At 45.1% G+C, this 25,477-nt stretch carries 23 protein-coding genes; 16 read left to right on the forward strand and 7 right to left on the reverse strand.

The genetic code is table 11. From position 1 onward, the window contains the following. Positions 1-41: 41 nt before the first annotated feature. Both ABJ384_RS02490 and ABJ384_RS02495 read right to left on the reverse strand, forming a co-directional pair. Entirely contained in the window at positions 42-1,238 is a 1,197-nt protein-coding gene (locus ABJ384_RS02490) for an MFS transporter (RefSeq protein WP_349928695.1), read from the reverse strand. Between the two features lie 186 nt (positions 1,239-1,424). Then, on the reverse strand, positions 1,425-2,351 hold the full coding sequence (locus ABJ384_RS02495; protein ID WP_086195871.1) for a DMT family transporter: 927 nt from the start codon (positions 2,349-2,351) through the stop codon (positions 1,425-1,427). 973 nt (positions 2,352-3,324) lie between these two features. Here ABJ384_RS02495 and ABJ384_RS02500 point away from each other — a divergent pair. From ABJ384_RS02500 to ABJ384_RS02520, 5 genes are all read left to right on the forward strand, one after another. Then, on the forward strand, positions 3,325-4,452 hold the full coding sequence (locus ABJ384_RS02500; protein WP_086195870.1) for a Re/Si-specific NAD(P)(+) transhydrogenase subunit alpha: 1,128 nt from the start codon (positions 3,325-3,327) through the stop codon (positions 4,450-4,452). An 11-nt stretch (positions 4,453-4,463) separates the two neighbouring features. Further along, a complete protein-coding gene (locus ABJ384_RS02505; protein WP_086195869.1) occupies positions 4,464-4,784 on the forward strand; it encodes a proton-translocating transhydrogenase family protein in 321 nt (106 codons plus the stop codon). 3 nt (positions 4,785-4,787) lie between these two features. Continuing rightward, on the forward strand, positions 4,788-6,242 hold the full coding sequence (locus ABJ384_RS02510; RefSeq protein ID WP_349928699.1) for an NAD(P)(+) transhydrogenase (Re/Si-specific) subunit beta: 1,455 nt from the start codon (positions 4,788-4,790) through the stop codon (positions 6,240-6,242). A gap of 370 nt (positions 6,243-6,612) precedes the next feature. Continuing rightward, a complete protein-coding gene (locus ABJ384_RS02515) occupies positions 6,613-7,947 on the forward strand; it encodes an ammonium transporter (RefSeq protein WP_180080734.1) in 1,335 nt (444 codons plus the stop codon). 19 nt (positions 7,948-7,966) lie between these two features. Then, positions 7,967-8,575 carry a hypothetical protein gene (locus tag ABJ384_RS02520; protein ID WP_180042778.1) on the forward strand — a complete coding sequence of 203 codons (609 nt, stop codon included), beginning with the start codon at positions 7,967-7,969 and terminating at the stop codon, positions 8,573-8,575. Positions 8,576-8,681: 106 nt separating this feature from the next. Here the strand turns inward: ABJ384_RS02520 and rsfS are convergent, their stop codons facing one another. From rsfS to ABJ384_RS02545, 5 genes are all read right to left on the reverse strand, one after another. After that, positions 8,682-9,083, reverse strand: coding sequence for a ribosome silencing factor (gene rsfS / locus ABJ384_RS02525; protein ID WP_092820286.1), 402 nt, complete (start codon positions 9,081-9,083; stop codon positions 8,682-8,684). A gap of 77 nt (positions 9,084-9,160) precedes the next feature. Further along, entirely contained in the window at positions 9,161-9,955 is a 795-nt protein-coding gene (locus ABJ384_RS02530; protein ID WP_180042777.1) for a TIM barrel protein, read from the reverse strand. Positions 9,956-9,991: 36 nt separating this feature from the next. After that, positions 9,992-10,858 (reverse strand): NAD(P)-dependent oxidoreductase, encoded by an 867-nt coding sequence (locus ABJ384_RS02535; protein WP_180080732.1) that lies wholly within the window; start codon positions 10,856-10,858, stop codon positions 9,992-9,994. A 36-nt stretch (positions 10,859-10,894) separates the two neighbouring features. Then, on the reverse strand, positions 10,895-11,683 hold the full coding sequence (locus tag ABJ384_RS02540; protein WP_180080730.1) for a crotonase/enoyl-CoA hydratase family protein: 789 nt from the start codon (positions 11,681-11,683) through the stop codon (positions 10,895-10,897). Positions 11,684-11,811: 128 nt separating this feature from the next. Further along, entirely contained in the window at positions 11,812-14,622 is a 2,811-nt protein-coding gene (locus ABJ384_RS02545; RefSeq protein WP_349928703.1) for an ATP-binding protein, read from the reverse strand. A 153-nt stretch (positions 14,623-14,775) separates the two neighbouring features. Between ABJ384_RS02545 and cysM the strand changes: the two genes are divergently transcribed. The 11 genes from cysM to ABJ384_RS02600 all read left to right on the forward strand — a co-directional run bounded on the left by cysM (position 14,776) and on the right by ABJ384_RS02600 (position 25,433). Next, the gene (gene cysM / locus ABJ384_RS02550; RefSeq protein WP_086195860.1) at positions 14,776-15,696 is read left to right on the forward strand and encodes a cysteine synthase CysM; all 921 of its coding nucleotides are present in this window, start codon (positions 14,776-14,778) and stop codon (positions 15,694-15,696) included. A 19-nt stretch (positions 15,697-15,715) separates the two neighbouring features. Further along, complete coding sequence (locus ABJ384_RS02555) at positions 15,716-16,537, forward strand: 3'-5' exonuclease (protein WP_180080726.1); 822 nt, start codon at positions 15,716-15,718, stop codon at positions 16,535-16,537. A 6-nt stretch (positions 16,538-16,543) separates the two neighbouring features. Beyond that, complete coding sequence (gene rlmD, locus ABJ384_RS02560) at positions 16,544-17,935, forward strand: 23S rRNA (uracil(1939)-C(5))-methyltransferase RlmD (protein ID WP_349928705.1); 1,392 nt, start codon at positions 16,544-16,546, stop codon at positions 17,933-17,935. A 29-nt stretch (positions 17,936-17,964) separates the two neighbouring features. After that, complete coding sequence (locus ABJ384_RS02565; protein ID WP_086195857.1) at positions 17,965-20,271, forward strand: bifunctional (p)ppGpp synthetase/guanosine-3',5'-bis(diphosphate) 3'-pyrophosphohydrolase; 2,307 nt, start codon at positions 17,965-17,967, stop codon at positions 20,269-20,271. A gap of 233 nt (positions 20,272-20,504) precedes the next feature. Beyond that, positions 20,505-21,143 carry a beta-ketoacyl synthase chain length factor gene (locus ABJ384_RS02570; protein ID WP_349928707.1) on the forward strand — a complete coding sequence of 213 codons (639 nt, stop codon included), beginning with the start codon at positions 20,505-20,507 and terminating at the stop codon, positions 21,141-21,143. Continuing rightward, on the forward strand, positions 21,137-21,937 hold the full coding sequence (locus ABJ384_RS02575) for a lysophospholipid acyltransferase family protein (RefSeq protein ID WP_086195855.1): 801 nt from the start codon (positions 21,137-21,139) through the stop codon (positions 21,935-21,937). The genes ABJ384_RS02570 and ABJ384_RS02575 overlap by 7 nt, the downstream gene beginning before the upstream one ends. Continuing rightward, on the forward strand, positions 21,934-22,194 hold the full coding sequence (locus ABJ384_RS02580; protein ID WP_086195854.1) for a phosphopantetheine-binding protein: 261 nt from the start codon (positions 21,934-21,936) through the stop codon (positions 22,192-22,194). Before ABJ384_RS02575 ends, ABJ384_RS02580 begins: the two co-directional genes overlap by 4 nt. A gap of 9 nt (positions 22,195-22,203) precedes the next feature. Further along, the gene (locus ABJ384_RS02585; protein ID WP_166171369.1) at positions 22,204-22,452 is read left to right on the forward strand and encodes an acyl carrier protein; all 249 of its coding nucleotides are present in this window, start codon (positions 22,204-22,206) and stop codon (positions 22,450-22,452) included. Further along, positions 22,449-23,003, forward strand: coding sequence for a septation protein IspZ (locus tag ABJ384_RS02590; RefSeq protein ID WP_180174428.1), 555 nt, complete (start codon positions 22,449-22,451; stop codon positions 23,001-23,003). Before ABJ384_RS02585 ends, ABJ384_RS02590 begins: the two co-directional genes overlap by 4 nt. A gap of 12 nt (positions 23,004-23,015) precedes the next feature. Continuing rightward, a complete protein-coding gene (locus ABJ384_RS02595) occupies positions 23,016-24,686 on the forward strand; it encodes an AMP-binding protein (protein ID WP_349928710.1) in 1,671 nt (556 codons plus the stop codon). A gap of 12 nt (positions 24,687-24,698) precedes the next feature. Next, entirely contained in the window at positions 24,699-25,433 is a 735-nt protein-coding gene (locus tag ABJ384_RS02600; RefSeq protein ID WP_349928712.1) for a glycosyltransferase family 2 protein, read from the forward strand. Positions 25,434-25,477: the final 44 nt, after the last annotated feature.

Raw genomic sequence — 25,477 nt, forward strand, 5'->3', positions numbered from 1 at the left:
TGAAATAGACAGCAAGATCAAAAACTGTTTCATTTGCAATTTTATTTTGAAAGAGGCACGCTGCGAGCGTGATAACGCATGTCAAGAAATGCAAAAAAAGCAGCGCAGAGTACCAGACTCACTCCTGCAATACAGGTCATCTTCCAGCCGCCATGATGCCATGCATAGACTCCGAGTGCAGAACCACAGGCTCCACCAATAAAGTAAGAAGTCATATAAATAGAATTAATCCGCGATTTGGCATCTGGACGTAGACGGAAAATAATATTTTGATTACTGGTGTGCACAATGGTGAGCCCCAGACTGATTACGCCGTAGCCAATCATATAACTCAGCAAAGACTGCCCACCGAAATAAAGAAAAAACCAGCTCACAATCAGCGTTAACAGGCCGATCCAGGTCAGTGACAGGGTATGGCCCTGATCGGCAATTTTGCCAATTTTCGTCGTAGACAATGCACCAAACACTCCCGCCAGCGTTACAACACCCACCAATACATCGGAAAGATGAAACGGGGATGAGGTCAGTAAAATGGCAATCGTCGAAAACAGGGTACTCATGGCCGCAAATACAAAACCCCCAATCAATGAACGAAATCCTAAACGCGGTTCCTGTTTCAGTAAAATCGCCATGGATTTAAAAATTTGCGTATAGCTCATTTTTAATATGGTGATGTGGGGCAGTTTGGCTTTGAGTAGAAAGGCTAACATCAGCATCAATATGGCACTGAGCATATAGATCAGTTTCCAGTTGAACAGGTTGGACATTAAACCCGCAAGACTGGTGGATAGCAGTAGTCCGACCAGAAGTCCACTCATCAGGAAGCCGACCACTTCACCAGTTTTTTCAGGTTTGACGGCCATGGTGGCTAGGGGAATCAGGACCTGTGCTGCGACCGAAAATAGCCCTGTAATTATGGTTCCCAGCCAAAGCATGGGTAAGTTGACGGCAAAAGCACATAGAAATAAACCGATGGCAGTCATGACCATCAGTAAAGGAATAAATTTGGTTTTATTGACAATGTCACCCATTGGAACAATAAACAACAGGCCCAGTGCATATGATACCTGGGCAAATGTCACGGTTAAGGCGACTTGTGATTCAGGAACATGAAAATATTGCTGGATGGAATGGATTAAAGGCTGGCAATAATAGTTGGCTCCCGCACACAGACCACAGGCTATGGCCATGAGCCAGAGTAAAGATTTATCCTGGCTGATGTCGAGAGAAGTTTTCATAACCATCCTTGTTTTGTTTCAGGTAGGCAAAGTTTGCCGGTATTGTATGTACATGTAGAGTATAGCAGCCCTATCAGTCTGGACTTACCAATATAGGGGAAAAGCAATCTCTATTCGGTGTTCTGTGACTATTTTAAAAGCCGTATTTTTTAGCTTGCGGCAGACTTTGATTAGACCAGACAAAAATTAATGTGAGAATTTCTTTTTAGCCAGAGTAATCATCATGACGCCAATGATATTGAGCATACAGCCTAGCCATTGAATGGCATTTAAATGTTCACCTAAAAAAATAGTGGCCAAGATAATGGTCAGAATCGGGCCAATTGAAGCAATCATGGCAGACTGTGCAGCACCTAAGCGGACAATACTCTGTGCCATCAGTACCGTCGGTAAAACTGTGACCAGCAGGCCTAAGGCAATACCGTACCCAATTACACTGACAGGTAGCTGGGTGAATAAATGCAAAGGCTGCGGCGTGGCAATCATGTAATGGGTTAGGGTGCCGATACAGGCAATACTCAGTGCCAAACCGGTAAAATTCCATGAACCAAAACGTTGAATCAGTCGTGGAGTAAGCAATAAGTACCCGGCAAAACATACCGCACTGGCAAAGACCAGACTGCTTCCAAGCCAGAAATGACCTTCATGTGCGACGTTGCTTTGTTCCTGCAACATCACAATGACCGTACCGCCGTAACTTAAGGCGATGGCCAGCATACTTTTTAGGCTAAGTTTCTGCTTATAAATGGCACTGGAAGCCAGAACCGTCAGGGTGGGATAGAGAAATAAAATAATCCGTTCCAGTGAGGCACTGATATACATCAGACCAACAAAATCCAGCCAGCTTGAAAAGTAGTAACCCATGAGCCCTGCAACAATCAACAAACCCCAGTCTTTCGCTGCCAGTTCTTTATTATGATGACGGTTAAACCAGCACAGCAGCAAAAAAAACGGTAAGGCACTTGCCATACGCAAAGCCATCAGTACCGTGCCATCGACCAAAGGCGACAAGGCATAGGTTTGCTTGATAAAAATGGCTTTGGTACTAAACAGGAAAGCAGCACCAATCGCAAATAATGAACCTAATTGTGTTTGGCTTAGAGTCGGTTTCATTTTACCTGCTTGATTAGGGCTTCTGATCCGAAGAAGATCGAGACAAAGTTGAATTATAAAGTTTTTAAGCCTCGAGGTTAAATGCAAAAAGATGCGAATTATAATTCCAATTAGGAATGATTGATGCTTAGAGCCATTTTCTAGAGGTTACTGACAACTGGCTTGGCTTCTCTGGAAAGTGAGTTTTGTTTTTGTCTGAATTTTATTCAAGCACGTTTGTTTAGAAGCGTTATATCGCTATGCCTACTCTTTTAAAAGTAATAAAAACAAGAAGATGAGTATCAAAAATAAATTTTTGCACTAAATTTGTGCATAAAATGTTGAATTGAGACAAATACAGTGTAAAACATCATCAAGCGAAATGGCTGTAAAATTTTTTTTAATTAATTTTTTGAATTACCTTAGACTTAGGGCGAATAAGCATTAAATAACAAAAAAACATAAAAATAAGCAAAATCAGCATTTTTTCTGATATGCAGCTCCAGACTTGATTTAGGCAAAACCAGATAGGCAATCGCTTATTTTTTAAGGGAACAAGTCCATTCAAGATGTCATTCTGGCCAATAAAGGGGGAGAAAATTATTTAAATTTACTCAGTCGATAACTAAATCAAGCAACTTTCTAGGTATTTATTTAAATTCTGATTAAAGGAAGAATGTCAGAAAGATCAATTTTGTGGGACAAGCCGGCTGGAAATGGTGAACGGAAAGGTCAAGATAAGGATTTATAGCTTTTTCAGGCTGGCATTTAAAGTCATGAAGACGAGCTAAAATTAAAGTAAGACCGACGAATCCTATATGAAACTATTATTTTTATGAATCATCAGTTCAAAATATGGGTATTTATTAAATAAATATTGGGTAGTAATTTAAAAAAGTTCAATTAGAATCCAAAAATTCAACAAAAACGCATCCTGGGGGAAACATTGCTCACCGCGATGTTTACTGAAGAAAAATTAGCTTGAGGAACGCTCATGCAGATTGGAATCCCAACCGAAACTGTGGTCGGTGAAAATCGTGTGGCTGCAACGCCAGAAACAGTAAAGAAGTTGATCAGTGCTGGTCATACTGTAGTCATTGAACGTAGAGCAGGGGTAAAAGCTGCTTATATTGACAGTGCCTATGAACAGGTCGGCGCCAAAATTACCGATGATGCCTATACCGGCAGTCAGATTATTTTGAAAGTTCGTGCCCCTCAAGGTGATGAAATTCAAAAACTTGCAGCAAACACCGCAGTGATTGCAATGTTTGACCCGTATCGCAACACTGAACTTGATCAGTTTGCAGCAAAGCAGGTTTCTGCATTTGCACTGGAACTTTTACCACGTACGTTGTCCCGTGCACAAAACATGGACGTGCTGTCTTCTCAAGCCAACTTGGCCGGTTATAAATCGGTACTTTTGGCGGCAGCAGAATATCAACGCATGTTCCCAATGCTCATGACGGCTGCGGGTACGGTAAAACCGGCCCGTGTGGTCATCATGGGGGTTGGGGTTGCCGGCCTGCAAGCCATTGCGACTGCTAAACGTTTAGGTGCTGTGGTTGAAGCCACCGATTTACGTCCAACTGCACGTGATCAGGTCGAATCACTTGGCGGTAAATGGCTAGACGTACCAATGTCGGATGAAGAAAAGCAAAAAGCTGCGGACGCTGCTAAAAATGGTTATGGCTGGATGCCAGGTGAGCAATATATCAAAGACCAGGCGGCCATTGTCGATAAAGCTGTTTCTAATGCCGATATCGTGATTACCACTGCACTGTTACCCGGCCGTGATGCACCGCGTTTAATTCGTGCTGAAACGGTGGCCAAAATGAAACCGGGTTCAATCATTCTGGATATGGCGGTTGAATCAGGCGGTAACGTGGAAGGTTCCAAGTGCGGTGAAAATGTCGTGACGGATAATGGCGTGACCATTTTGGGTATTCCGAATATCCCATCTACAGTTGCGACCGAAGCCTCAGCACTGTATGCACGTAATGTCTTTAATTTCCTCGATACCCTTTTTGATGCAGAGAAAAAATTTGCCATCAATCCGGAAGAAGAAATTCAAAAAGCCCTGCTAGTAACTCATGGCGGTCAAGTGCTGCTGAAGCGTGGTTAAGGAGAGTCATCATGGTTGAAACGATTACAATTTTCGTCCTTGCCATTTTCGTAGGTTACTACGTGGTTTGGGGCGTGACACCTGCATTACATACGCCATTGATGGCGGTAACCAACGCCTTGTCATCGATTATTGTGGTGGGTGCGATGTTGCAGACGGTTGGCATTCCGGGTTTGGTTGAAGCCAATGTGCAATTCCAGAGCATCAACGTGGTCAGTATTTTGGGTGCAGTGGCAGTATTTCTGGCAAGTATCAACATTTTTGGTGGCTTCGCCGTAACTGCACGTATGCTTGAAATGTTCAAGCCAAAGCAAAAGAAAAAAGAGGGCTAAAACATGGAATTCATTCGAGACTATGCGGATTGGTTCTACCTGGTGGGTGCCGTTCTTTTTATCTTAACTTTACGTGGTTTGTCTGGTCCTAAAACAGCAATTGCCGGTAACCGTTACGGTATGATTGCAATGGTCATTGCCGTGATCACCACCTTCTTTGTTGCTGATCATCCTGTGGTCTGGATGATTGGCGGCGCAATGGTGTTAGGTGCGATCGTAGGTATTGCCCGTGCACGTACCGTTCCGATGACGCAAATGCCGGAAACCGTTGCATTGATGCACTCATTAGTGGGTTTGGCTGCAGTGCTGATTGCGATTGCTGCGATTCTGCATAACAACCAGTTAACGGCACTATTTGCACAAAATGAAGCGGCATTAACAGCTGCGGGTGTTGAACATGCCCACATGAGCAAAGTTCATCTTTTTGAATTATTTGTGGGTTGTTTCGTTGGTGCGATTACCTTTACCGCTTCAGTATTTGCTTACGGTAAGTTGGCTGCGAAAAAATGGGCGAAAACCATTTCGGGTGGCTGGGTTAAACCGCTACAGGCGATTATTTTCCTGGCGATGCTTGGTTGTGGTTTTGTGTTCTTCTCAACTGGCAATATGCAGGCTTTCTGGGCGATGACAGCTCTGGCACTTGCCTTCGGTTGGGTATGGATTGCACCGGTCGGTGGCGGCGATATGCCAGTGGTGGTATCGCTGTTGAACTCATTCTCTGGCTGGGCTGCGGCAGGTATTGGTTTCACTTTAGAAAACAATATGTTGATTGTTGCGGGTTCACTGGTGGGTTCTTCAGGTGCAATTCTGTCTTACATCATGTGTAAAGCCATGAACCGTTCAATCATCAACGTCTTGTTTGGTGGTGCGATGGGCGGTGCAGCAGTTGCATCAGCAGATAAAGGTGAGCAAGTTCAACGTAACCACCGTTCTGGTTCAGCAGATGACGCAGGCTTCCTGATGTCAAATGCGGATAGCGTGGTGATTGTACCGGGTTATGGTATGGCGCAAGGTCGTGCACAGAATGCGGTAAAAGAATTGTGTGAGATTTTGAAAGAGCAGGGCGTAAAAGTACGTTTTGCGATTCACCCGGTAGCAGGTCGTATGCCAGGTCACATGAACGTATTACTTGCTGAAGCAGACGTGGCGTATGAAGACATTCTGGAAATGGATGAAATCAACTCGGACTTCCCGGCAACTGATGTTGTGTTAGTCATTGGTGCAAACGATGTCGTTAACCCGGCAGCGAAAGATGATCCAAGTTCACCAATTTACGGCATGCCGATTCTGGAAGCGCATAAAGCACGTACTATTATGGTGATCAAGCGTTCTATGGCAACCGGTTATGCGGGTCTGGACAACGACTTGTTCTATAATGAAAAAACCATGATGATTTTCGGCGATGCCAAGAAAGTCGTAGAAGACATGACTAAAGCTATTAACGGCGGCGGTCACTAAATCCACGCTTCAAAAGTCCCTCTTTCATAAAGAGGGATTTAGGGAGATTAAAACCACCTTCTGGTGGTTTTTTAATTCTAGAATATATGACTTTTCAACAATTAAATTGAAGAATAGTGCAGAGCACACTTTTATCAGGCTATGGTTTCTTGTTTTATTTGGTGCTGCCTGATCAAGCGATATTGCAAAAATGCTTTATAAAATGGCAATTAACTGTTTATTTCTAAATAGGTATTGCCGATGAGGGATATTTTTAGAAATTAAGTTGTGTTAAAACTGGCATTTGCCTGTCTTTTTAAATAAAAAGATAAATTTCGATAATCTGGCATTTCTTTTGCATTTTTGTGATTCAGTTTTAGGGGGACTGTTCATGAAAATAATAAAGTATCTAGCATTGCTGTTATGTGTATGTTCACTACCTGCATTTGCAAGTGAAGCTGCGACAAACACAGCGAATATTCAGGAAATACGTTTATCGCTCGACAGTGTCTGGGTGGTGATGGGCGGTATATTGGTGTTCTTTATGCAGGCCGGGTTTGCACTGGTGGAAAGTGGCTCTGTACGTAGTAAAAATACCGTCAATGTACTCATGAAAAATTATATGGATGCTTGTCTGGGGGGATTGGTCTTCTGGTTAGTCGGTTTTGGTTTAATGTTTGGGGTCAACGCTTCAGGTTGGATGGGCACCAGTCATTTTGCGCCCAATGACTTGGATGACTGGCATTGGAATCTGTTGTTCTTTCAAATGATGTTTGCCGCTACTGCAACCACAATTGCCAGTGGTGCCATGGCAGAGCGTATTCACTTTGTTGCTTATATTGTAGGGGCTGCTGTGGTCAGTGGCCTTATTTATCCTGTCTTTGGAAGTTGGGCGTGGGGCAGTATTTTTGAGGGTTCAGGCTGGTTAAAAGCAATGGGTTTTATTGACTTTGCCGGTTCAACCGTGGTGCATTCAATCGGTGGTTGGGTCGCTCTGGCCGGTATTATTGTATTAGGTCCGCGCTTGGGACGTTTCGGGCGTAATGGACAAACTCACCATCTGGCAGGGCATAACCTGCCTTTGGTGGCTTTGGGTGGTTTTATTCTCTGGCTGGCATGGTTTGGTTTTAATGCTGCATCAACCGTGAATGCCAGTGTCAGTATCGGTCGTATTGCTTTAAATACCCATCTGGCGGCCTGTGCTGCTGCAGTGGCTTATATGCTGTATGCCTTAATTCGTGGTAAGGCAATTCTAATGCAGACCACAATTAATGCTTCATTGGGCGGTTTAGTGGGGATTACGGCGGGTTGTGCCACCATGTCGCCTTTATTTGCCGTGATTACTGGACTCATTGCCGGGCTCATTGTCAGCGTCATGCCAAGCGTCATGGAAAAATTAAAACTGGATGATGTGGTGGATGCAGTTACTGTTCATGGTTTTTGTGGGGCGTGGGGAACCGTGGCTGCAGGCCTGTTTTTTGAGGCCGATATGTTTAACTCACAAATTGTGTCTATTCAGATTTTAGGTGTGCTGGCAGCATTTGCCTGGGGATTCGGAATCGCGCTGATTACTTTTAAGCTGCTGGAGAAAATATTGGGTGGTTTACGTGTCAGCACGCAACATGAACAACGTGGTTTGGATTATACCGAACATGCCGAGCTGTCTTATCCTGAATTTCAGCGTGATGTGACTTTTGAAACAGATGATATTACCAAACGCCACTAAACCAAGAAGGGGGGTAGCTATGCCAAATGAATTACTCACTGTGATGCAAAAGAAACAGGCGATTGAACGCGGTTTAAGTCATTATTTGCAAGGAACTGTACTGGAACGGGTATTGAGTTACTGGGAACAGGAGTATGGCGACAAACCTTCATTTGTACTCAATCGTTTTATGAATGACATTTGCAATACTGATGAATTGCGTGTTCATCGCAAAGAAATGTTGAAACAGGTGTTATGTGAGATGTCGGCGGTTGAAAAACAGGTACTACTGGATACCCAGCCGAAAGTGCAAACGGAGGTGCCAATTTCAGCCGATTTTGCCGATGCTTTTTTTGATTTGATTAATGGTGTGCTACAGACAGTAGCCAGAGCTGATCTGAATGATTTTAATGCGGAAGTTAAAAATCACGTCCAAGCCCTGGGCATTGCGATTGAGAAATCTGCAAATCTGAATGATGCTGCTTTTGCAGAATGTTTACCGCTCACCAGTTATGCTCAGGTGATTACTGCATCATATGAATGCTATTGCGAATTTTATGGCCCAAGTAAAGCCGATCAGGTCTATGCACGGGTGAAAATGGACATCAAGAGCAAATATCCGTCCGTGGATTTACATCATTTATTATAATTGGCAGCAATCTTGATTGAATGCATGTTCAGTCTTAAGTTCAGGCTGGGCATCCTAAAAACAGCAGCACTAAAAAAGCGACCTGAAGGTCGCTTTTTTAGTTTATTTAGGCTACTGATTCTGGAGTTGCGCGCCATAAGCTTTCCAGATCGTAAAATTTACGTGCTGTTGGAAGCATGACGTGAACTACAACAAACCCAAGATCGATCAGGATCCATTCGGCATCACGTTCACCTTCAACGCCGAGAGGGCGGAAACCCGCTTTACGTGCTTCTTCAGCAACATTGTCTGCAAGGGCTTTAATGTGACGGGTTGATGTACCGCTGGCAATGACCATGGCATCTGCCACATTGCTGATTGAGCTGACATCAAGTTCTAGAATATCTTTTGCTTTTACATCTAATAGGGCTTCATGTACAACTTTCAAGCAAGCTTGTACATCTTTAGCATGAGCATTCATTGCGTGTTCGAGAGAATTAGAAGCGCTGGGCGATGGTTCTAAATTCATAAAAGGTTTAATTTCCGGACAATATCTCACTGTGTAATATAGCGGTTTTGGGGCTGAATTTCAAATCTGTTCATAATTTAACTTTGTGGATGTTTTGCAAAATATTTATCTTTCCAGGCAAAAGAATGGCTGGAATGCGCTTGTGGCTTGTATTCTGCTGCAGTGAAACCTGTATAGGTACTTTGGTTTAACCACTGAAAAATTTCTGCATAGGGAATTTGTGCAGTATCAGGCTGATGACGTCCCGGACAGTCTGCAAACTGAATGTGTCCAATATCCTGAATATTTTCCTTTAAGCCCTGTAGTACATCTTCACCCATCATCGCCATGTGATAGCAGTCATATTGCATTTTCAGCGCAGGGTGTTGTACTGCTTCCAGCATTTCCTGGGCCTGGGCAATATTCTGCACCAGAAAGCGTGGCATGTCGGTGCCATTAATCATTTCAAACACTGGCTGGATGTTGTGTACAGCAAACATTGAACAGGCCAGTTTCAGATTTTTGGCCAGTGTATTTAAGCAGGGCAATAAGTCTGAATCGAGCGGCTGCTTGCCAGCCAAGATATTCACACTGGGTACATTGAGCGCAGTGGCGTATTGAATTGCCTGTTCCAGGGCACGATAAAACTCAATTTCTTGACCCGGTACGCCAGTCAGACCATTTCCGCCTTGCATCAGGTCACCTGCAGGGACATTAATCAGACACAGGCTCAGATCATGCAGGGTCAGTTGGGTCTGAATCTGTTCGATGCTGAGTTCATAGGGAAACTGGATTTCTACATGCTGAAAACCATGAGCCTGCGCCAGAGCAAAGCGCTCAATCAGAGGCACTTCAGTAAAAATCATGGATAAATTGACCGCCAGCTTAATCATGCCTTTACTCCTTGCTCGTTAAAGGAAATGGCCTGCTCAATGTTCAACCAGTTGAATGACAGTTGCCAGATCTGCTTCAGCATAGCCTTTATCTTGATGGGTTTTCAATTGCGAAAGCGCCTGTTTTGCCACAGGAATATCTAAATTGAACTGCTTGGCCAGCTGCACGGCATTATTTAAGTCTTTGGACAGGGTTTGCACTTTCCATTGCACCGGCTCAAAAGTATGCGTCGCCATACGCGGAGCTAAAATCTGGAAAGGTTTCGAGTCAGCAAAACCACCGGCAAGAGCAGGAGCAAGCAAGGTGGTATCTACACCGGCTTGTCCAGCTAAGGCCACTGCTTCGGCAATCAAGGTGCTGTTGGCGGCCACAATAAGTTGGTTGCAAATTTTGGTCGCTTGTCCGGTACCTGTTTCGCCCATACGCGTCACGCGTTGTGAAAGCACATTATAAATCAGCGATAAATTTTGAATGGTGTTGATATCGCCACCGGCGAAAATCACTAAGGTGCCCTGTTCGGCACCTGCCGTGCCACCCGAAACAGGCGAGTCAATCCATTGCACTTGTTGGTTTTGTGCCTGCTGTGCCAGCGCTTTGGTTTTATCCACAGATAAACTGGAAAAATCCACAATCACTTGACCAGCAGTGAGTTGATTCTGGATTTGATCAAATACTGCCTGTACGGCAGCATCATCGGCCAGACAGGTCAGAATCACCGGATATTGCCCAATCTCTTGCAAGTCTAGGCCAGTAGCACCCATATCAATCAGCACGTCACAGGCGGATGCCGTTCTGTTCCATACAGCCACTTCAAAACCGGCTTGAATCAGCCGGGTCGCCATGCGGCTGCCCATCAGACCCATGCCTAAGAATGCAATTTTTGTATTACGGTCAAAACCCATGTGTTTTTCTCTGGACAATGCTGTTATTTCACTATTTTACTTATATTGGCGCGGTAAAAACTGAACTTCCGGGTTCTTGTCTTTTTTACGCGCCAATTTACTGTTTTTGCCTAACAGTAATTTTAATTGCCAGATTTTCTCCAGACGTAACGATTTCTTCGGTTCATGTTCCATGGCATCCAGTACATGTTTGGCAGCAGCAAGTGCATCGGGTGAACGTTGCAACATTTCCTCTGCAATCGCTTGGGCTTTGCTGATGGGTGATTCATCCAGATGCGTCACCAGACCAATCCCTTTGGCATAATTGGCATCAAAAATACGTCCTGTTAAGGTCAGTTCTTTGGCCAGATCAAGACCGATAATGCCTTTAAGGGAACGGGTGAGTCCCATGTCCGGCACCAATCCCCAGCGACTTTCCATAATCGACATTTTGGTGTCCGGATGGGCAATACGAATATCCGCAGCCAAAGCCAGTTGCATACCGGCACCCAGACAATAGCCTTCAATCGCAGCAATAACAGGAACAGGCAGTTCCTGCCAGATCAGAAATGCTTTCTGAAACAGGCTTTGTCCCGGTTTTAGCAGTTCCCAAGCGGCGTAAGCGGTATTTTTCGGCGCGTTTAAATCGGCCAGATCAATGCCGGCACTAAATACATGTGCTTCACCGGTTAAAATGACACAGCGGATGGAGCGGTCTTTTTTAATTTGTTTGGCAGCATTGACCAGTTCGCGTAATAAAGCAAAGCTCATGGCATTACGCTTTTCTGGACGGTTTAAGCAAACGGTTGCGATGCCATTATTTTTTTCTATGCGAAGTAACGCCATTGTAGAGACCTGTATTTTTCTATTGTTTTGAGCATAACATGGGTATTTCTCTGATACATGCCGCGATACATGACAGCACAGTCACATCTAAAGATAGACGTGACTTTCAACATTCAGATAACTCCTGATCAGATCCCTGGTCTGTTTAAAATTTGCTGGGAGGCCTGTTCAACCTGCTGAATGACCGACTGTAATTCATCAAAGCATTTCAGGGTTTCCTGAATAAAGGCTTCATCCGCCTTGCGGCGTTCTTTACGTAAAGCAGAAACAAACTGTTCGAATCCACCGGTGACTTCCTGAAGGCGAGGAACACCCACATAACGGGTTGCCCCATATAAGCGGTGCAGCACATGTTCCAGTTGCGGGAAATCTTCCATTTCAATCAACTGTTGCATTTCATCCAGTTCTGTCGGGAAACTGTCGATGAGCATTTTCAGTAAATCGATGGCCAGATCTTCTTTATTGGCTGCCAGTTGCAGGCTTTGTTGCCAATCCAGAATATTGGGATCCAGCGCTTCAATCAGAATAGACTTCTCTATACTTTTAGCCTTTTTAAAGCTTTCCGAAGTCCAGTGGGTCAGAATCTGAATAATCTGTTCCATCTGAATCGGTTTGGTCACGTAATCATCCATACCGACCTGCAACAGTTTTTGTTTTTCATCAGCAAGGGCATGTGCGGTCAGGGCAATAATCGGCAGACGTTTATGATTTTCCAAGGTCGACTCTAGCGAGCGAATGGCACGGGTGGTATCAATCCCGGACATCACCGGCATTTGGATATCCATAAACACCACATCAAATGCAGGTAATTCCTGTTCAATGCGCTGCTGAATAATTTCAATGGCTTCCTGGCCGCTTAAGGCTTTGGTGGTGGTGACATTTAATTCTGCAAGTAGTGCTTCCAGAACAATCAGGTTCGGTAAATGGTCATCCACAGCCAGGACATGCAGACCTTGTCCATTAAATTCTTCATGTACATCCTGTTCGAAAACAGGCTGATTGCTGAGCAGTTGAATCAAGGCACTACGACTGAGTGGTTGATATAGTGGACGGGCCCTGTATTCATTCAGCATGCTTGGATCGAGTGCCATCTGATAGCCATACACGGCAATATTGCCATGGTAGCGTTGACGGATTTCTTTCAGCAGGGCTTCGCCATCGCCGCTATGGTCGACAATCAGCCAGGTATTTTCATCGTTATTTGAGAATTTATTCAGCTGGCTGAACAGGTCCAGAATCGAGCCGGTTTCGACATGATGCACCCCATAATTTTCCAGATAATGGCGCAGAATGTTGGCTGTTGCAGGATGGGCCAAATAGGAAACCACCTGCATCTGTTCAAAGTGCGGATGCACAATTTCAATCTCTTCATCCACCACAAACATGGCGGTAAACCAGAAGGTTGAGCCTTTTTCAGTCGGCGCGCGTTCCTGGTTGTCTTCAAAGCCAATTTGCCCCTGCATCAAATGTACCAGCTGTTTGGAAATGGCCAGACCAAGTCCTGTGCCGCCAAATTGACGGGTCACTGAAGCATCGCCTTGCGAGAAGGATTCAAACAGTTTTTTCCGGTCCGTACCGCTCAGACCAATGCCGCTGTCCTGCACGCTAAAGTGTAATAAACATTGCCCGATATCATCATGTTCCATGCGGGCACGGACAATAATTTCGCCATCGGGAGTGAACTTGATGGCATTGGAGATCAGGTTGGTCAGAATCTGCTTGAAGCGTAAGGCATCGCCAATCACTTGCGTAGGCACATTATCGGCATAATAAAAGGCCATATCGATATGCTTCTGTGCTGCCAATGGCGAGAGCATATCCATCACGTCAAAAATGGCTTCTTCCAGATCAAAGGGGGCTGTTTCCAGTTCCAGTTTGCCGGCATCAATCTTGGAGAAATCCAGTACATCATTAATCAGTGCCAGCAGATGGGCAGATGATTTACGAATGGTTTGCAGATACAGGTTCTGCTCGTTGCTCAGGTTGCCTTGGCGTAGCAATAAATGAATAAAACCATCAATACTGTTCAAGGGAGTACGCAGTTCATGACTGATATTGGCCAGAAATACCGACTTGGACTGGTTGGCTGAAATGGCCTGGTCACGCGCCTGACGGTAAGTAATGTTTTGCACTTCCAGGGTATCCAGGGTGCGACGCAAATCATCTTCAGTCTGTTCGGTATGTTCTTTGAGTTCCAGAAAGCTGAAGTGCAGCCGCTTGACCACATTGGCAATATCACGCTGCAACAAGCGCAATTCACCGGTACTGTTAATCACCATGTGCTGATCAAGGGTGTCGGCATTCAGGCGCTGTAACTGCATCCGGATTTCGTACATCGGCGCAATCCAGCGCCGTGAATAGAAATTCAGGCACAGTAACAGTAGCAATAAAGTCAGCAGGCCGGTGGCAATCAGTACAATCATGACCCGGTAATGGGCAATTTCCAGGGGCTGGTTATCCAGCTCAATCACCAGTGTGGCCGGGTTATCGGTATGTTCATTAATTTTTAAGGCATAGATATGATTGTGATTATGCAGGATAGGCCCGACAAAATCGGCTTTAGCGTCAATCTTGGGCCAAGCTTCCTGATCCTGAAAACCAATACTTAAACGGTTTCTGCCTTGGGGATCGATAATTGCGGCACGAATGAGATGTTTTTCATCCAGCATCACTTGCAGGGTATTACGAGCCTGATCATATTGCCAGGGATAGCGGTTGAGTAGATCGAATGCAGCTTCGGCGGTCAGCTGATAGCGGGTCACAATCGCAATGGCCATCTGACGTTGCTGCGCCCGTGAGGCATTGGATGTTTCGGATAAAACCAGCAATGCCCCCACACATGCCAAAACCATAATGGGGACAAAAATCATGGCGATGAGTTGTCCATAAGCATGATTTAAGTGTAGACGCTTAAATAACTTTTTATTGATATTTGACATGGTTAAAGCAGTTGATTCCCTATGTTTTGCATATTAGCACGCTTTATTTAAAACTGGCTGTGCTTTAATCACTTTCAATAAAAAGCCTGCTAAATGGGTGCAGGAGGAAGCATTTTTTCATACAATAGGCGCACCTCGATATAGGTGCAAATAATGAGTAATACTACCCCTGATTTCCAAGCTGACGAATTTTTACTGGACCACTATGTAGGAAAAACTCCTCTGGTGCGTTTACAACGTTTGGCAAGTCATACTCAAGCAACAGTATTGGCTAAACTTGAAGGAAACAATCCTGCAGGTTCGGTAAAAGATCGCCCAGCGTATAATATGATTATGCAAGCTGAAAAACGTGGTCAAATCAAGCCAGGCGATACATTGATTGAAGCGACCAGTGGAAATACGGGAATTGCCTTGGCCATGGTGGCTGCCATGCGTGGCTATAAAATGAAACTCATTATGCCTGCAGGTTCAAGTCAGGAACGCAAAGATGCGATGCGTGCTTATGGCGCCGAGCTGATCGAGTCTGAGAATATGGAACAGGCGCGTGATATGGCACTGCAAATGCAAAAAGAGGGGAAAGGACTGGTGTTGAACCAGTTTGGCAACCCGGACAATGTGGATGCCCATTACCGGACGACTGGTCCGGAAATTTGGCAACAAACCGGCGGTAAAATTACCCATTTCGTCAGTTCCATGGGAACCACAGGTACGATTATGGGGATTTCAAAATACTTAAAAGAACAGAATCCGGATATTCAGATTGTCGGTTTGCAACCTTCGGAAGGTTCCAATATTGCCGGTATCCGTCGCTGGCCACAAGAATATCTGCCTACCATTTTTGATCCGAAACGTGTTGACCGCATTATCGATATTCCGCAAATTGAAGCGGAAAAAACTGCACGTCAACTGGCGCGCAAAGAAGGCATCAGTGCCGGAACATCATCAGGCGGTGCCGTGTGGGCTTCCATTAAACTGGCGGAAGAAAATCCGGGCGCTGTAATTGTCTGCATCGTTTGTGACCGTGGTGACCGCTACCTGTCTACAGGTTTATTCTCTGTAGTCGACCCTGAATAATTAAAAACTGTGAGATGAAATGCGCTTACCTGTCTTGATTTTTGATATCGAAACCCTGACCGATTTAAAGTCAGGTGCGCATTTATATCATCTGGATTTGCCCGAAGCGGATCTTGAGCAGGCGTTAATGAAATTGCGCCGGCAGGAATCAGGTACGGATTTCCAGCGTTTGCCGCTGCATGAAATTGTCTGTATTTCCGGACTGTGGATTGATGAAAATGGGGCGATGAAACTGTTTTCATTTAGCCGTGAGCAATACGGCGAAGCAGAGATTTTAAAAAAATTCCTGTCCATTTTTGACAAGCGCCATCCGACCCTGGTGAGCTGGAATGGTTCACAATTTGATTTGCCGGTGATCCTGTTCCGTGCCATGTATCACGGTCTGTCGGCACCGAGTTTGTTTGATCAGGGCGAAATTGACCAGCAAAAGCGTTATAATAATTACCAGAACCGTTACCATCAGCGCCATGTCGATTTGATGGATGTCATGGCCATGTTCAATGGCCGTCATTTCCAGAAACTGGATGATGTGGCCCACTTACTTGGTTTCCCGGGCAAGCGCGGTGATGGTGCTTACCATGTTCCAGAATATGTCCGTGAGCAGCAGTGGTTAAAATTGACCAGCTACTGTGAAGGTGATGTGCTGAATACCTGGCTGATCTACTTGCGCTGGTTATTGCTCAAGGGGCAGTTACTTAGTGACGATCACCGTTATTGGGTTCAAAGCACTATCCAGTATTTACAGCATCAACCGCAACATGCAGATTTTCTTCAGGTATGGCGTGAAACTTCACAACATACCGAATTTACCGCCACAGATTTTATCTCTCCCACACCCTAGGTATTCATGAAACATAGAACCAAGCCACGTCCAGCTCAGCATCCGATTTACACGTTTCAGGTTGAGTCTCTTTCACATGAAGGACGGGGAATCGCGCACTATGGATCGCATCCCGATCATCCGAGTGACAAGTGCGGTAAAAAAGTTTTTATTGCCTATGCCTTGCCGGGGGAGACGGTTAGAGCGCAAATTACCCATGTGGTGAAACGTTTAGAAGAAGCCGATTGTGTGGAGGTTCTGAGTGAGCCTTCGCATTTGCGTGTTCAGCCGCAATGCCCGCATTTTGGTGTCTGTGGTGGTTGTAATATGCAGCACATCCAAGAAGATGAGCAGATCCGGCTCAAACAGGAAGTCTTGAAGTCACATCTGGAACATTTTGCCGGCATCCAACCCGAGCAATGGCTCACGCCGTTACGCTCTCAACGTGAAGACTACCGTCGTAAAGCACGTATCGGCGTACGTTATATTCCGGCTAAAGATCAGCTGGTGGTGGGTTTTCGTGAACGTCAGAGCAATAAACTGACGCCGATTGAGCATTGTATGGTGTTAGATCGTGAGTTCGGTTCTATTCAGGTTTTGAGAGAGTTACTCGAAAGTCTAAAGGGCAAAGCAGCGATTGGTCATGTAGAATTGGCCATGGGTGATGAGGATATTGCACTGCTGGTTCGCCATACTGAAAAATTGTCATCCGATGATGTCAACCGATTAAAACAGTTTGCGTTAAACAGACAGTGGCAACTGTATTTACAGCCTGCTGGTGGCGACAGTTTGCATCGTGTCGATGATCCGACAGCTGACATGCGTTTGCATTATGCTTTAGATGAATTTGAGGTGAAATTTGGCTTTAATCCGCTTGATTTTACTCAGGTCAACTCCACCATTAATCCTCAGATGGTGAAGCTGGCATGTGATTTGCTTCAATTGCAGCAAGGTGAACGCGTACTTGACCTGTTTTGTGGTTTAGGAAACTTTTCCTTACCCTTAGCTCGTTGTGTCGGTGAAACTGGAAAAGTGGTTGCTGTGGAGGGAAGTGAAGAAATGGTTCGACGCGGTGCAGAAAATGCCAAGAAAAATGGTATGCATCACGTAAAATTTTATTCACAAGATTTAACAAAAGATTTTTCGCATCATTCTTGGGCAAATCAGGGATTTGATGCATTATTGATTGATCCTCCACGCTCAGGGGCGGAGGAAATAATGTATTATGTGCCCAAATTTGGTGCGAAAAGAATCGTTTATGTATCATGTAATCCTGCCACATTGGCGCGAGACGCGGGTGTGCTGGTGAAACATGGTTATCGATTAAGAAAGGCTGGGGTAATGGATATGTTTACCCATACGGGACATGTTGAATCTATTGCCTTATTCGAAAAATACAACGAAATAAACGATTTATAATATGAAGTGTAAAAAAGTAGGAGTAGGGTATGGTCACAGTACGTGAGCAGCTTCCTGGACGTCTCAATGAGTTGTCGGAGGAAGCGACTGTAGAACATGCCGAACAAGCTCGACAAGATTTGGCTGAATGGTTAAATCGGGTTCGTGGCATATTAGATGATACGGCGCTAAAACAACTCGAAGATGTAGCGCATTTAACTTTGCAGAAAGAACTGCAAAGTACGGTCAACCATCGTTCCAATACCTTTTATACCGGCATTGAAATGGCCGATATTCTGGCGCATCTGCATGTTGATGAAGCGACCTTGTCTGCTGCAATGCTGTATCGTAGCGTTCGTGAAGGCGTGATGACGCTGGAAGAAGTACAGCAACATTTTGGTGAGCAAGTCTATAGTCTGGTGCAAGGGACACTCGCGATGGGTAAGCTGTCCGAGCTGATTGAAAAGAACAAGCGTCTGGAAGATCATTTTAATAACAACCAGCGCGAACATTTAAGCGGCATTTATAAAATGCTGATTGCCGTGACCGAAGATGTTCGTGTGGTGCTGATCAAGCTGGCCGAACGTACCTATGCCTTGCGTGAACTGACTCAAGCTTCTCGGGAACGTCAGGAGCGGGTTGCGCGTGAAATTCTGACTATTTACTCACCTTTGGCACACCGTCTGGGAATTGCCCAGCTTAAATGGGAGCTGGAAGATCTTGCTTTCCGTTATCTGGCCCCGGAGCGCTATAAAGAAATTGCCTCATTGCTGAATGAGAAGCGCCTGGAGCGTGAGCAGTACATCCAGTTTGTGATTGATAAACTGAAAACTGAACTGGCCAGCCATGGCATTGAAGCCGAGATTAGCGGTCGGGTGAAGCACATTTATTCGATTTATCGAAAAATGAAAAGCAAGAACTTAAGCTTTGACCAGCTCTATGATATTCGTGCAGTGCGGGTTTTGGTTAAAACCGTACCCGAGTGTTATCATTCCTTGGGTATTGTGCATCAAATCTGGCGTCATATTCCGCATCAGTTTGATGATTACATTACCAACCCGAAGGCCAATGGCTACCGTTCATTGCATACTGCCGTGATTGCAGAGAACAAGTCGCTTGAAGTGCAAATCCGAACCAAGGATATGCATGAAGAAGCCGAGCTTGGGGTATGTTCGCACTTCAACTATAAAGAAGGTGCTAAAAATACCGATCATTCCTTCAATCATCGTTTACATTCTTTACGTGCTGTACTGGAACATTATCAGGAACGTAATGATGCCAGCGCGCATAAAGTAGAAGATGAACCAGAGAATTTTGAACAGATTCAAGATTTTGAAGGCTTTGAAAAAATTTATGTGTTTAGCCGTGATGGGGATATCAAAGAGTTACCACGTGGTTCGACTGTTTTAGATTTTGCCTATCACGTGCATACCGAAGTGGGTAACAAATGTTATGCAGCACGCGTTAACCAGCGCTATGTGCCGCTGACCTATACTCTGAAAACCGGTGAGCAGGTTGAAATCTTAACCAAGAAAGATCGCGAGCCGAACCGGGACTGGTTGGTAAATTCACTGGGCTACATTAAAACTGCCCGGGCACGGGATAAGTTACGTCACTGGTTTAGACAGCAAGACCGCAGTAAAAATCTGGAAGTAGGCCGTGAAATTCTCAATAAAGAGCTTTCACGTCTGGCGATTCACCCGAAAAGTATTGATTTAAGTGACTATTGCAATCATTTCAACGTCAAGTTGGGTGAAGACATTCTGATTGGATTGGTGAATGGTGATATCAGCCTGCATTCCTTGATCAATCAGGTCAATCGTCATATGCATATCGGTCAGGATGAGCCTGAACTGGTGCTCAAACCGACCTTGAATCCGCGTGCCAGTCATACCTTGTCGGCACACGGCATTTTAATTGATGGTTTGGACAATGTGGAACTGCATATTGCCCAATGTTGTCAGCCGGTGCATGGCGAATCGATTGGCGGTTATATTACCCTGAATCGTGGCGTCAGTATTCACAAGGTGGCCTGTCCGGATTATGTACGCATGATTTCTCAGGAACCTGAACGTGCTGTCGAAGCCGATTGGGAAATGCAGCCGACCCGTGGCCAAAGTGTACAGATTGTGGTGGAAGCCTATGACCGTCGCGGTCTGCTCAAAGACCTGACTCAAGTGATTTTCTCGGATCAGATTAATATTCGTCAGGTAAATACCATTTCTGAAGCGGACGGTATTGCCAACATGAAACTGTTGATTGAGGTTAAAGGTTTGGCCCAGTTATCACGTCTTTTGGCGCGTTTGGAACAACAGCCGGGCATTATCAGTGCGCGCCGTTTGGTGCAAGGCAATTAATTTAACATTGCACTGATGCAATAAAAACCAGCAACAGGTGTTGCTGGTTTTTTTATGTTTGATCAATTTTTTAAGGGTTTTTAAATAAAATAAACAATGAAATCAAAAATATAAATTTAAATAATTGATATTGTACAAGATACATTTTGTGTAATTTTTATTACAAATGCTATAATCCCGCCAATTAAAATAGCCTCGAGCTAAAATATTTTTGGGTATGGAAAATTAGGGCAATGCTTCAAATCAATGTGTCACAACTGTGCATAAGTCGTGCCGATGAAACCGTTGCAGCCTTAGAACAAATTCCAGCCATGCAGCGCAGACGTTTGTCAGGGATTGCCAAACTCGCTTTAAGCAGTGCCATTCAATCGCTGAATGCTGAACGGGCAGATTATATCGTTTGGGCTTCGCAATATGGCGATGAACATAAAACTTTAAACATTCTGGCCGATGTGCTGCAAGATCAGACGCCATCACCCACCCAGTTTTCCACGTCGGTGCATAATGCGATTGCCGGGTTGTATTCGATTTTGTGTCAGGATGAGACCCCGTCGACCAGTCTGGCGGCTTCGTGGAGTGAAGCGCTGATTGAAGCCTATGCCTGGTTAAAAACCACAATGCAACCCAATCCACGCGTTCTGGTGGTGTATTATGACGAGGCATTACCGGCACTTTATCAGGAAGCTGAGCCTTTTACAGCCTTTGCCATGTCGGCAATTGTTGGTCTTGACGCACCTAACCTGCAACTGGATATGCAAGCGCTAGGCAATCATTGCCATAAATATAAAGACGCACTCAATTTTCATGATTTCTGGCAGCAATCTGCACAGAATCAAGTTCCCCTGCATACTCAGGCGTGGCAAACATGTTAAAACCAGATCAACTTAAACAAAAAGCCAACTACCTGTGGCGTGTGGGCGCAACCGGGTTTAGTTTTGCCAGTTTTGGTATTGGCGGTGTGGCCATTGGCGGACTGGTTGCCCCTTTGGTAAATTTATCGACCCGCAATCCAGACTTGCGTCAGCAGCGTGCACAAAAGGTGATTAAGCATAGTTTCAAGGGCTTTACCGAAATGATGGTCAAGCTGGGAATTATGACCTATGACATCGAAGGTCTGGAAAAATTACAGCACAGTCAGCAGGAACTGGTGATTGCCAATCATCCGACACTGGTGGATGTGGTGGTGCTGATCGGGCTGATGGAACAGGCCAACTGTGTGGTCAAGCAAGCACTATGGTCGAATCCCTTTACCAAAGGTCCAGTACAGAGTGCCGGTTATATTTTAAATGCCGGTTCTGAGCAATTTATTCATGACTGTGTGGAAAAGCTCCGGCAGGATCAGGCGGCATCGCTGCTGATTTTTCCGGAAGGAACACGGACCGCCAAAGGGGAATTGCTGAATGAGTTTCAGCGTGGGGCGGCCAATATTGCCATTCGCGCCAATGTGCCGATTCGTCCGGTGCTGATTAGCTGTACCCCTTCAACCTTAACCAAGAATGAAAAGTGGTATCACATTCCTTCACAGCCCTTTCATATTCAGGTGAAGGTACTGGATGCCATTCAAGTCGATGATCTTTTGGACGATGCCAGCGTAAATCCCAAAAATGTGCGTCAGCTCAATCATCAATTACACCAATTTTTTAACCAAGAGTTATCTAAAAAATGAGCAATCTTGCTGATGAGTTAAAGCAAATGATTATTGATGTTCTAGCCCTTGAGGACATCAGCATAGAAGATATTGACACCGATGCCCCTTTATTTGGCGATGGTTTGGGTCTGGATTCTATTGATGCCCTGGAACTTGGCCTGGCTTTGAAAAAGCGTTACAACATTCATTTGAATGCTGAATCGGCAGAAACCAAACAACATTTTAAATCAATTCAAAGTCTGGTTGCTTTGGTTGAAGCACAGCAACAGGTATAAGAGGTAGTCATGCTAACTCAGGAACAAGTACTGGAAAAACTTAGAGAATGGATGGAAGATCTGTTTGAAATTAGCCCTGAAGATGTGCAGCTGGATGCAAATTTAGCCACCGATCTGGATGTCGACAGTATTGATGCGATTGATCTGGTGGTCAAAATCAAGGAACTGACCGGCAAGCAGGTCAATCCTGAAGACTTTAAAAATGTCCGTACGGTGCAGGATGTGGTAACCGTAATTCAGAACATGTCTGCTGCATGAAATGGCTCTTGAAAGGGATAGTGGCAATTGGCTTGCTTCTTTATCCCTTTTTAGTGGGTTATAGCCTGGCCCATGGACAATATGTCTGGGTCAGCAGCCTGCTGATTGTTTTGGGACTCTTGCGCCTGTTCAGTAAGGGCAATGCCTTGCTGTGGCCTTTAACCGGCTTTGCCATTTTGTGTGGTAGCTTGAGCCTGATTTTAAAAGATCATGCTTGGCTGAAACTGTATCCGGTGTTGATGAGTGTCGGGGCATGTATGATTTTTGCCTCGACCTTAATCCGTCCACCGTCCATGATTGAGCGTTTTGCCCGGTTGGCTGAACCAGATTTACCCGAAGCAGGTGTGATCTGGACCCGTAAAGTCACCATGGTGTGGTGCGGTTTTTTTGTATTGAATGCCTTGATTGCCTTGGCGACAGTCTTGTTTGCTTCCATGCAGACTTGGGTGCTATATAACGGCTTTATTTCCTATGTGTTGATGGGGCTACTATTACTGGGCGAATTTATCTTGCGTAAGCGGCAACAGCGCTTAAATCAAATTCAGGAATAAAAATAGAATATTATGTTGTGTCATTTTCAAAGTCATCTTCATTCACAGAAAGCACTGTGCATTCAGCCTGATTTAAGCCCAATCCGCTTTCAGGATTTTTGGCAGGATGTGATACAACAAAGCCAGGCCATTGAGTCACTTGTACAGGACAGCTGGGCACTTTGGGAACCTGACAGTTACCAGTTTTTAGTACTGCTGTTTGCGGCACTGCTGGCCAAAAAACAGGTATTACTACCTCCGCACCGTGTCAGTGACTTAGAAAAAGAACTGGCTGAACAGAACATTTATTTTTTACAGCGTCAGCCTGTAGCAGCTTCCCACAACCAGCCGATTCAACTCAATCTGGATGATGCCTTTTTAAATCAGGCGCAAATCTATTTTTATACTTCTGGTTCTACCGGGCAGCCGAAGAAAATTCCGCGCAGCTTGCGTCAGTTGCTGAATGAAGTGCAGGGACTGGATGCCAGTTTTCAGTTGCCTGAACAGGCGATTGCCATTGCCACAGTGAGCCATCAGCATATTTATGGTCTACTGTTTAAGTTGCTCTGGCCACTGGCAAGCGGTCGCTGTTTTTATCAGGCACAGTTGGCCTTTCCGGAAGATGTGGCCGACATCCAGAAAAAACTAAGCACTTTCAAGATTGATAATTATGTGATTTCCAGTCCGGCCCTGTTAAAGCGCTGGACCCGTGATGTCTTGTTGCAAGATTGCTTGACCGTTTATTCATCCGGTGGAAAACTGGAATCTGGAGTGCGTCCTTATTTAAACAGACCGATTACCGAAGTGTTTGGCAGTTCGGAAACAGGGGGGATCGCGCATCGCCAGCAAGATGATGCCTTATGGATGCCTTTTGCCAATGTGGATATTCAGGCCAGTGAGCAGCAGGAACTACAAGTTAGAACCAATCATGCCTTTAGTGCAGACTGGATTTTCACTGGCGATCAGGTCGAGGTCATTGAGCCGGGCAATTTGAAAAGTCCATTTCATGTGTTGGGTCGTTTGGACCGGATTGTCAAACTGGAAGAAAAACGTTTAAGTCTGGATGCCATCGAGCAGAAAATTATCGAGCTGGATGACATCGTACAGTGTCATGTCCTGATTCTTGAACGGGAACATCGTCAGATTTTAGCCTGTGTTGCGGTATTGTCAGAGCAGGCCAGACAGCAACTGCAAAATGGCAGCAAAGCGCAGTATATTGCGGCCTTAAAAGCACAGTTAAAATCCAAGCTGGAAGGCATTGCCATTCCCAGACAGTGGCGTTTTTTGACCCAATTACCGCAAAATGCCCAATCCAAGCTGAATAAACACTACATGAAATCCTTATTTCAACTGATGTTGTTGCCTATAGTACTGGAACAGCACCATGAGTCAGAGCAGGCGCTCTATCGTTTGGAGTTTTCACCTGAGCTGGAATGTTTTAAAGGACATTTCCCCGGCAAACCTATTTTCCCGGGAGTAGGACAAATCGGTTTCATCCAGCATTTTGCCCGTCAGAGCTGGGCAGAGCTGGAATGGTGTAACGGTTTTGAGCAATTAAAATTTCAGGACCTGATTCAACCGTATATGGTGTTGCAACTGAAATTGACCAGAAAATTGCACAAAGTCAGTTTTGAGCTTTGCCATGCAGAGCAGACTTTGGCTTCTGGTCGATTGCTGTTTCATATACCTACCGAACCGGTTTAAAAAGGACGATTTATGCAGCATTGTTTTGTTATTCCGGTATATAACCATCCTCATTATATTGAAGCTTTGGTCGCCCATCTGGACCAGTTTCAAATGCCGATCATTCTGGTCAATGATGGTAGTGATGCCGCATGTACCCAGCTTTTACATGATCTTGCGCTGAAACATCCCCGGGTGGATCTGGTTGAACACACGCATAATCAGGGCAAAGGACAGGCTGTCATTACCGGATTGCGCCATGCGTATGCTTTAGGTTTCAGTCATGCCTTGCAGCTCGATGCTGATGGTCAGCATGACTGGCAGGATGTGGAAAAATTCCTGCAAATTTCCCAGCAACACCCGGAAGCGATGGTTATCGGTCAGCCGGTTTTTGATGCATCAGTGCCGAAAAAACGCCTTTATGGCCGTTATGCCACGCATATTTGGGTCTGGATTAACAGCCTGTCCTTGGAGATCAAGGACAGCATGTGCGGTTTCCGGGTCTATCCCTTAGCACCTACCATTCAGGTGCTGGATTCGGCAAAGTTTCAGCCGCGTATGGGCTTTGATAGCGAGATTCTGGTGCGCTTAAAGTGGGCCAATGTATCTTTTATCAATGTACCGACCAAAGTCATTTATCCGGAAGATGGCATTTCCCATTTCAACGCCTGGCGTGACAACTGGGGAATGAGTCAGACCCATGCCAAATTGCTGGGTGGGATGCTCATTCGTTTGCCGCAATTATTGCGACAAAAAATGCAAGGTTGATACTGTGGCTGATCTGAACCCGACCCAATGGAATGACATCAAAG

This window comes from Acinetobacter sp. A1-4-2 (assembly GCF_040233925.1).
Taxonomy (GTDB): domain Bacteria; phylum Pseudomonadota; class Gammaproteobacteria; order Pseudomonadales; family Moraxellaceae; genus Acinetobacter.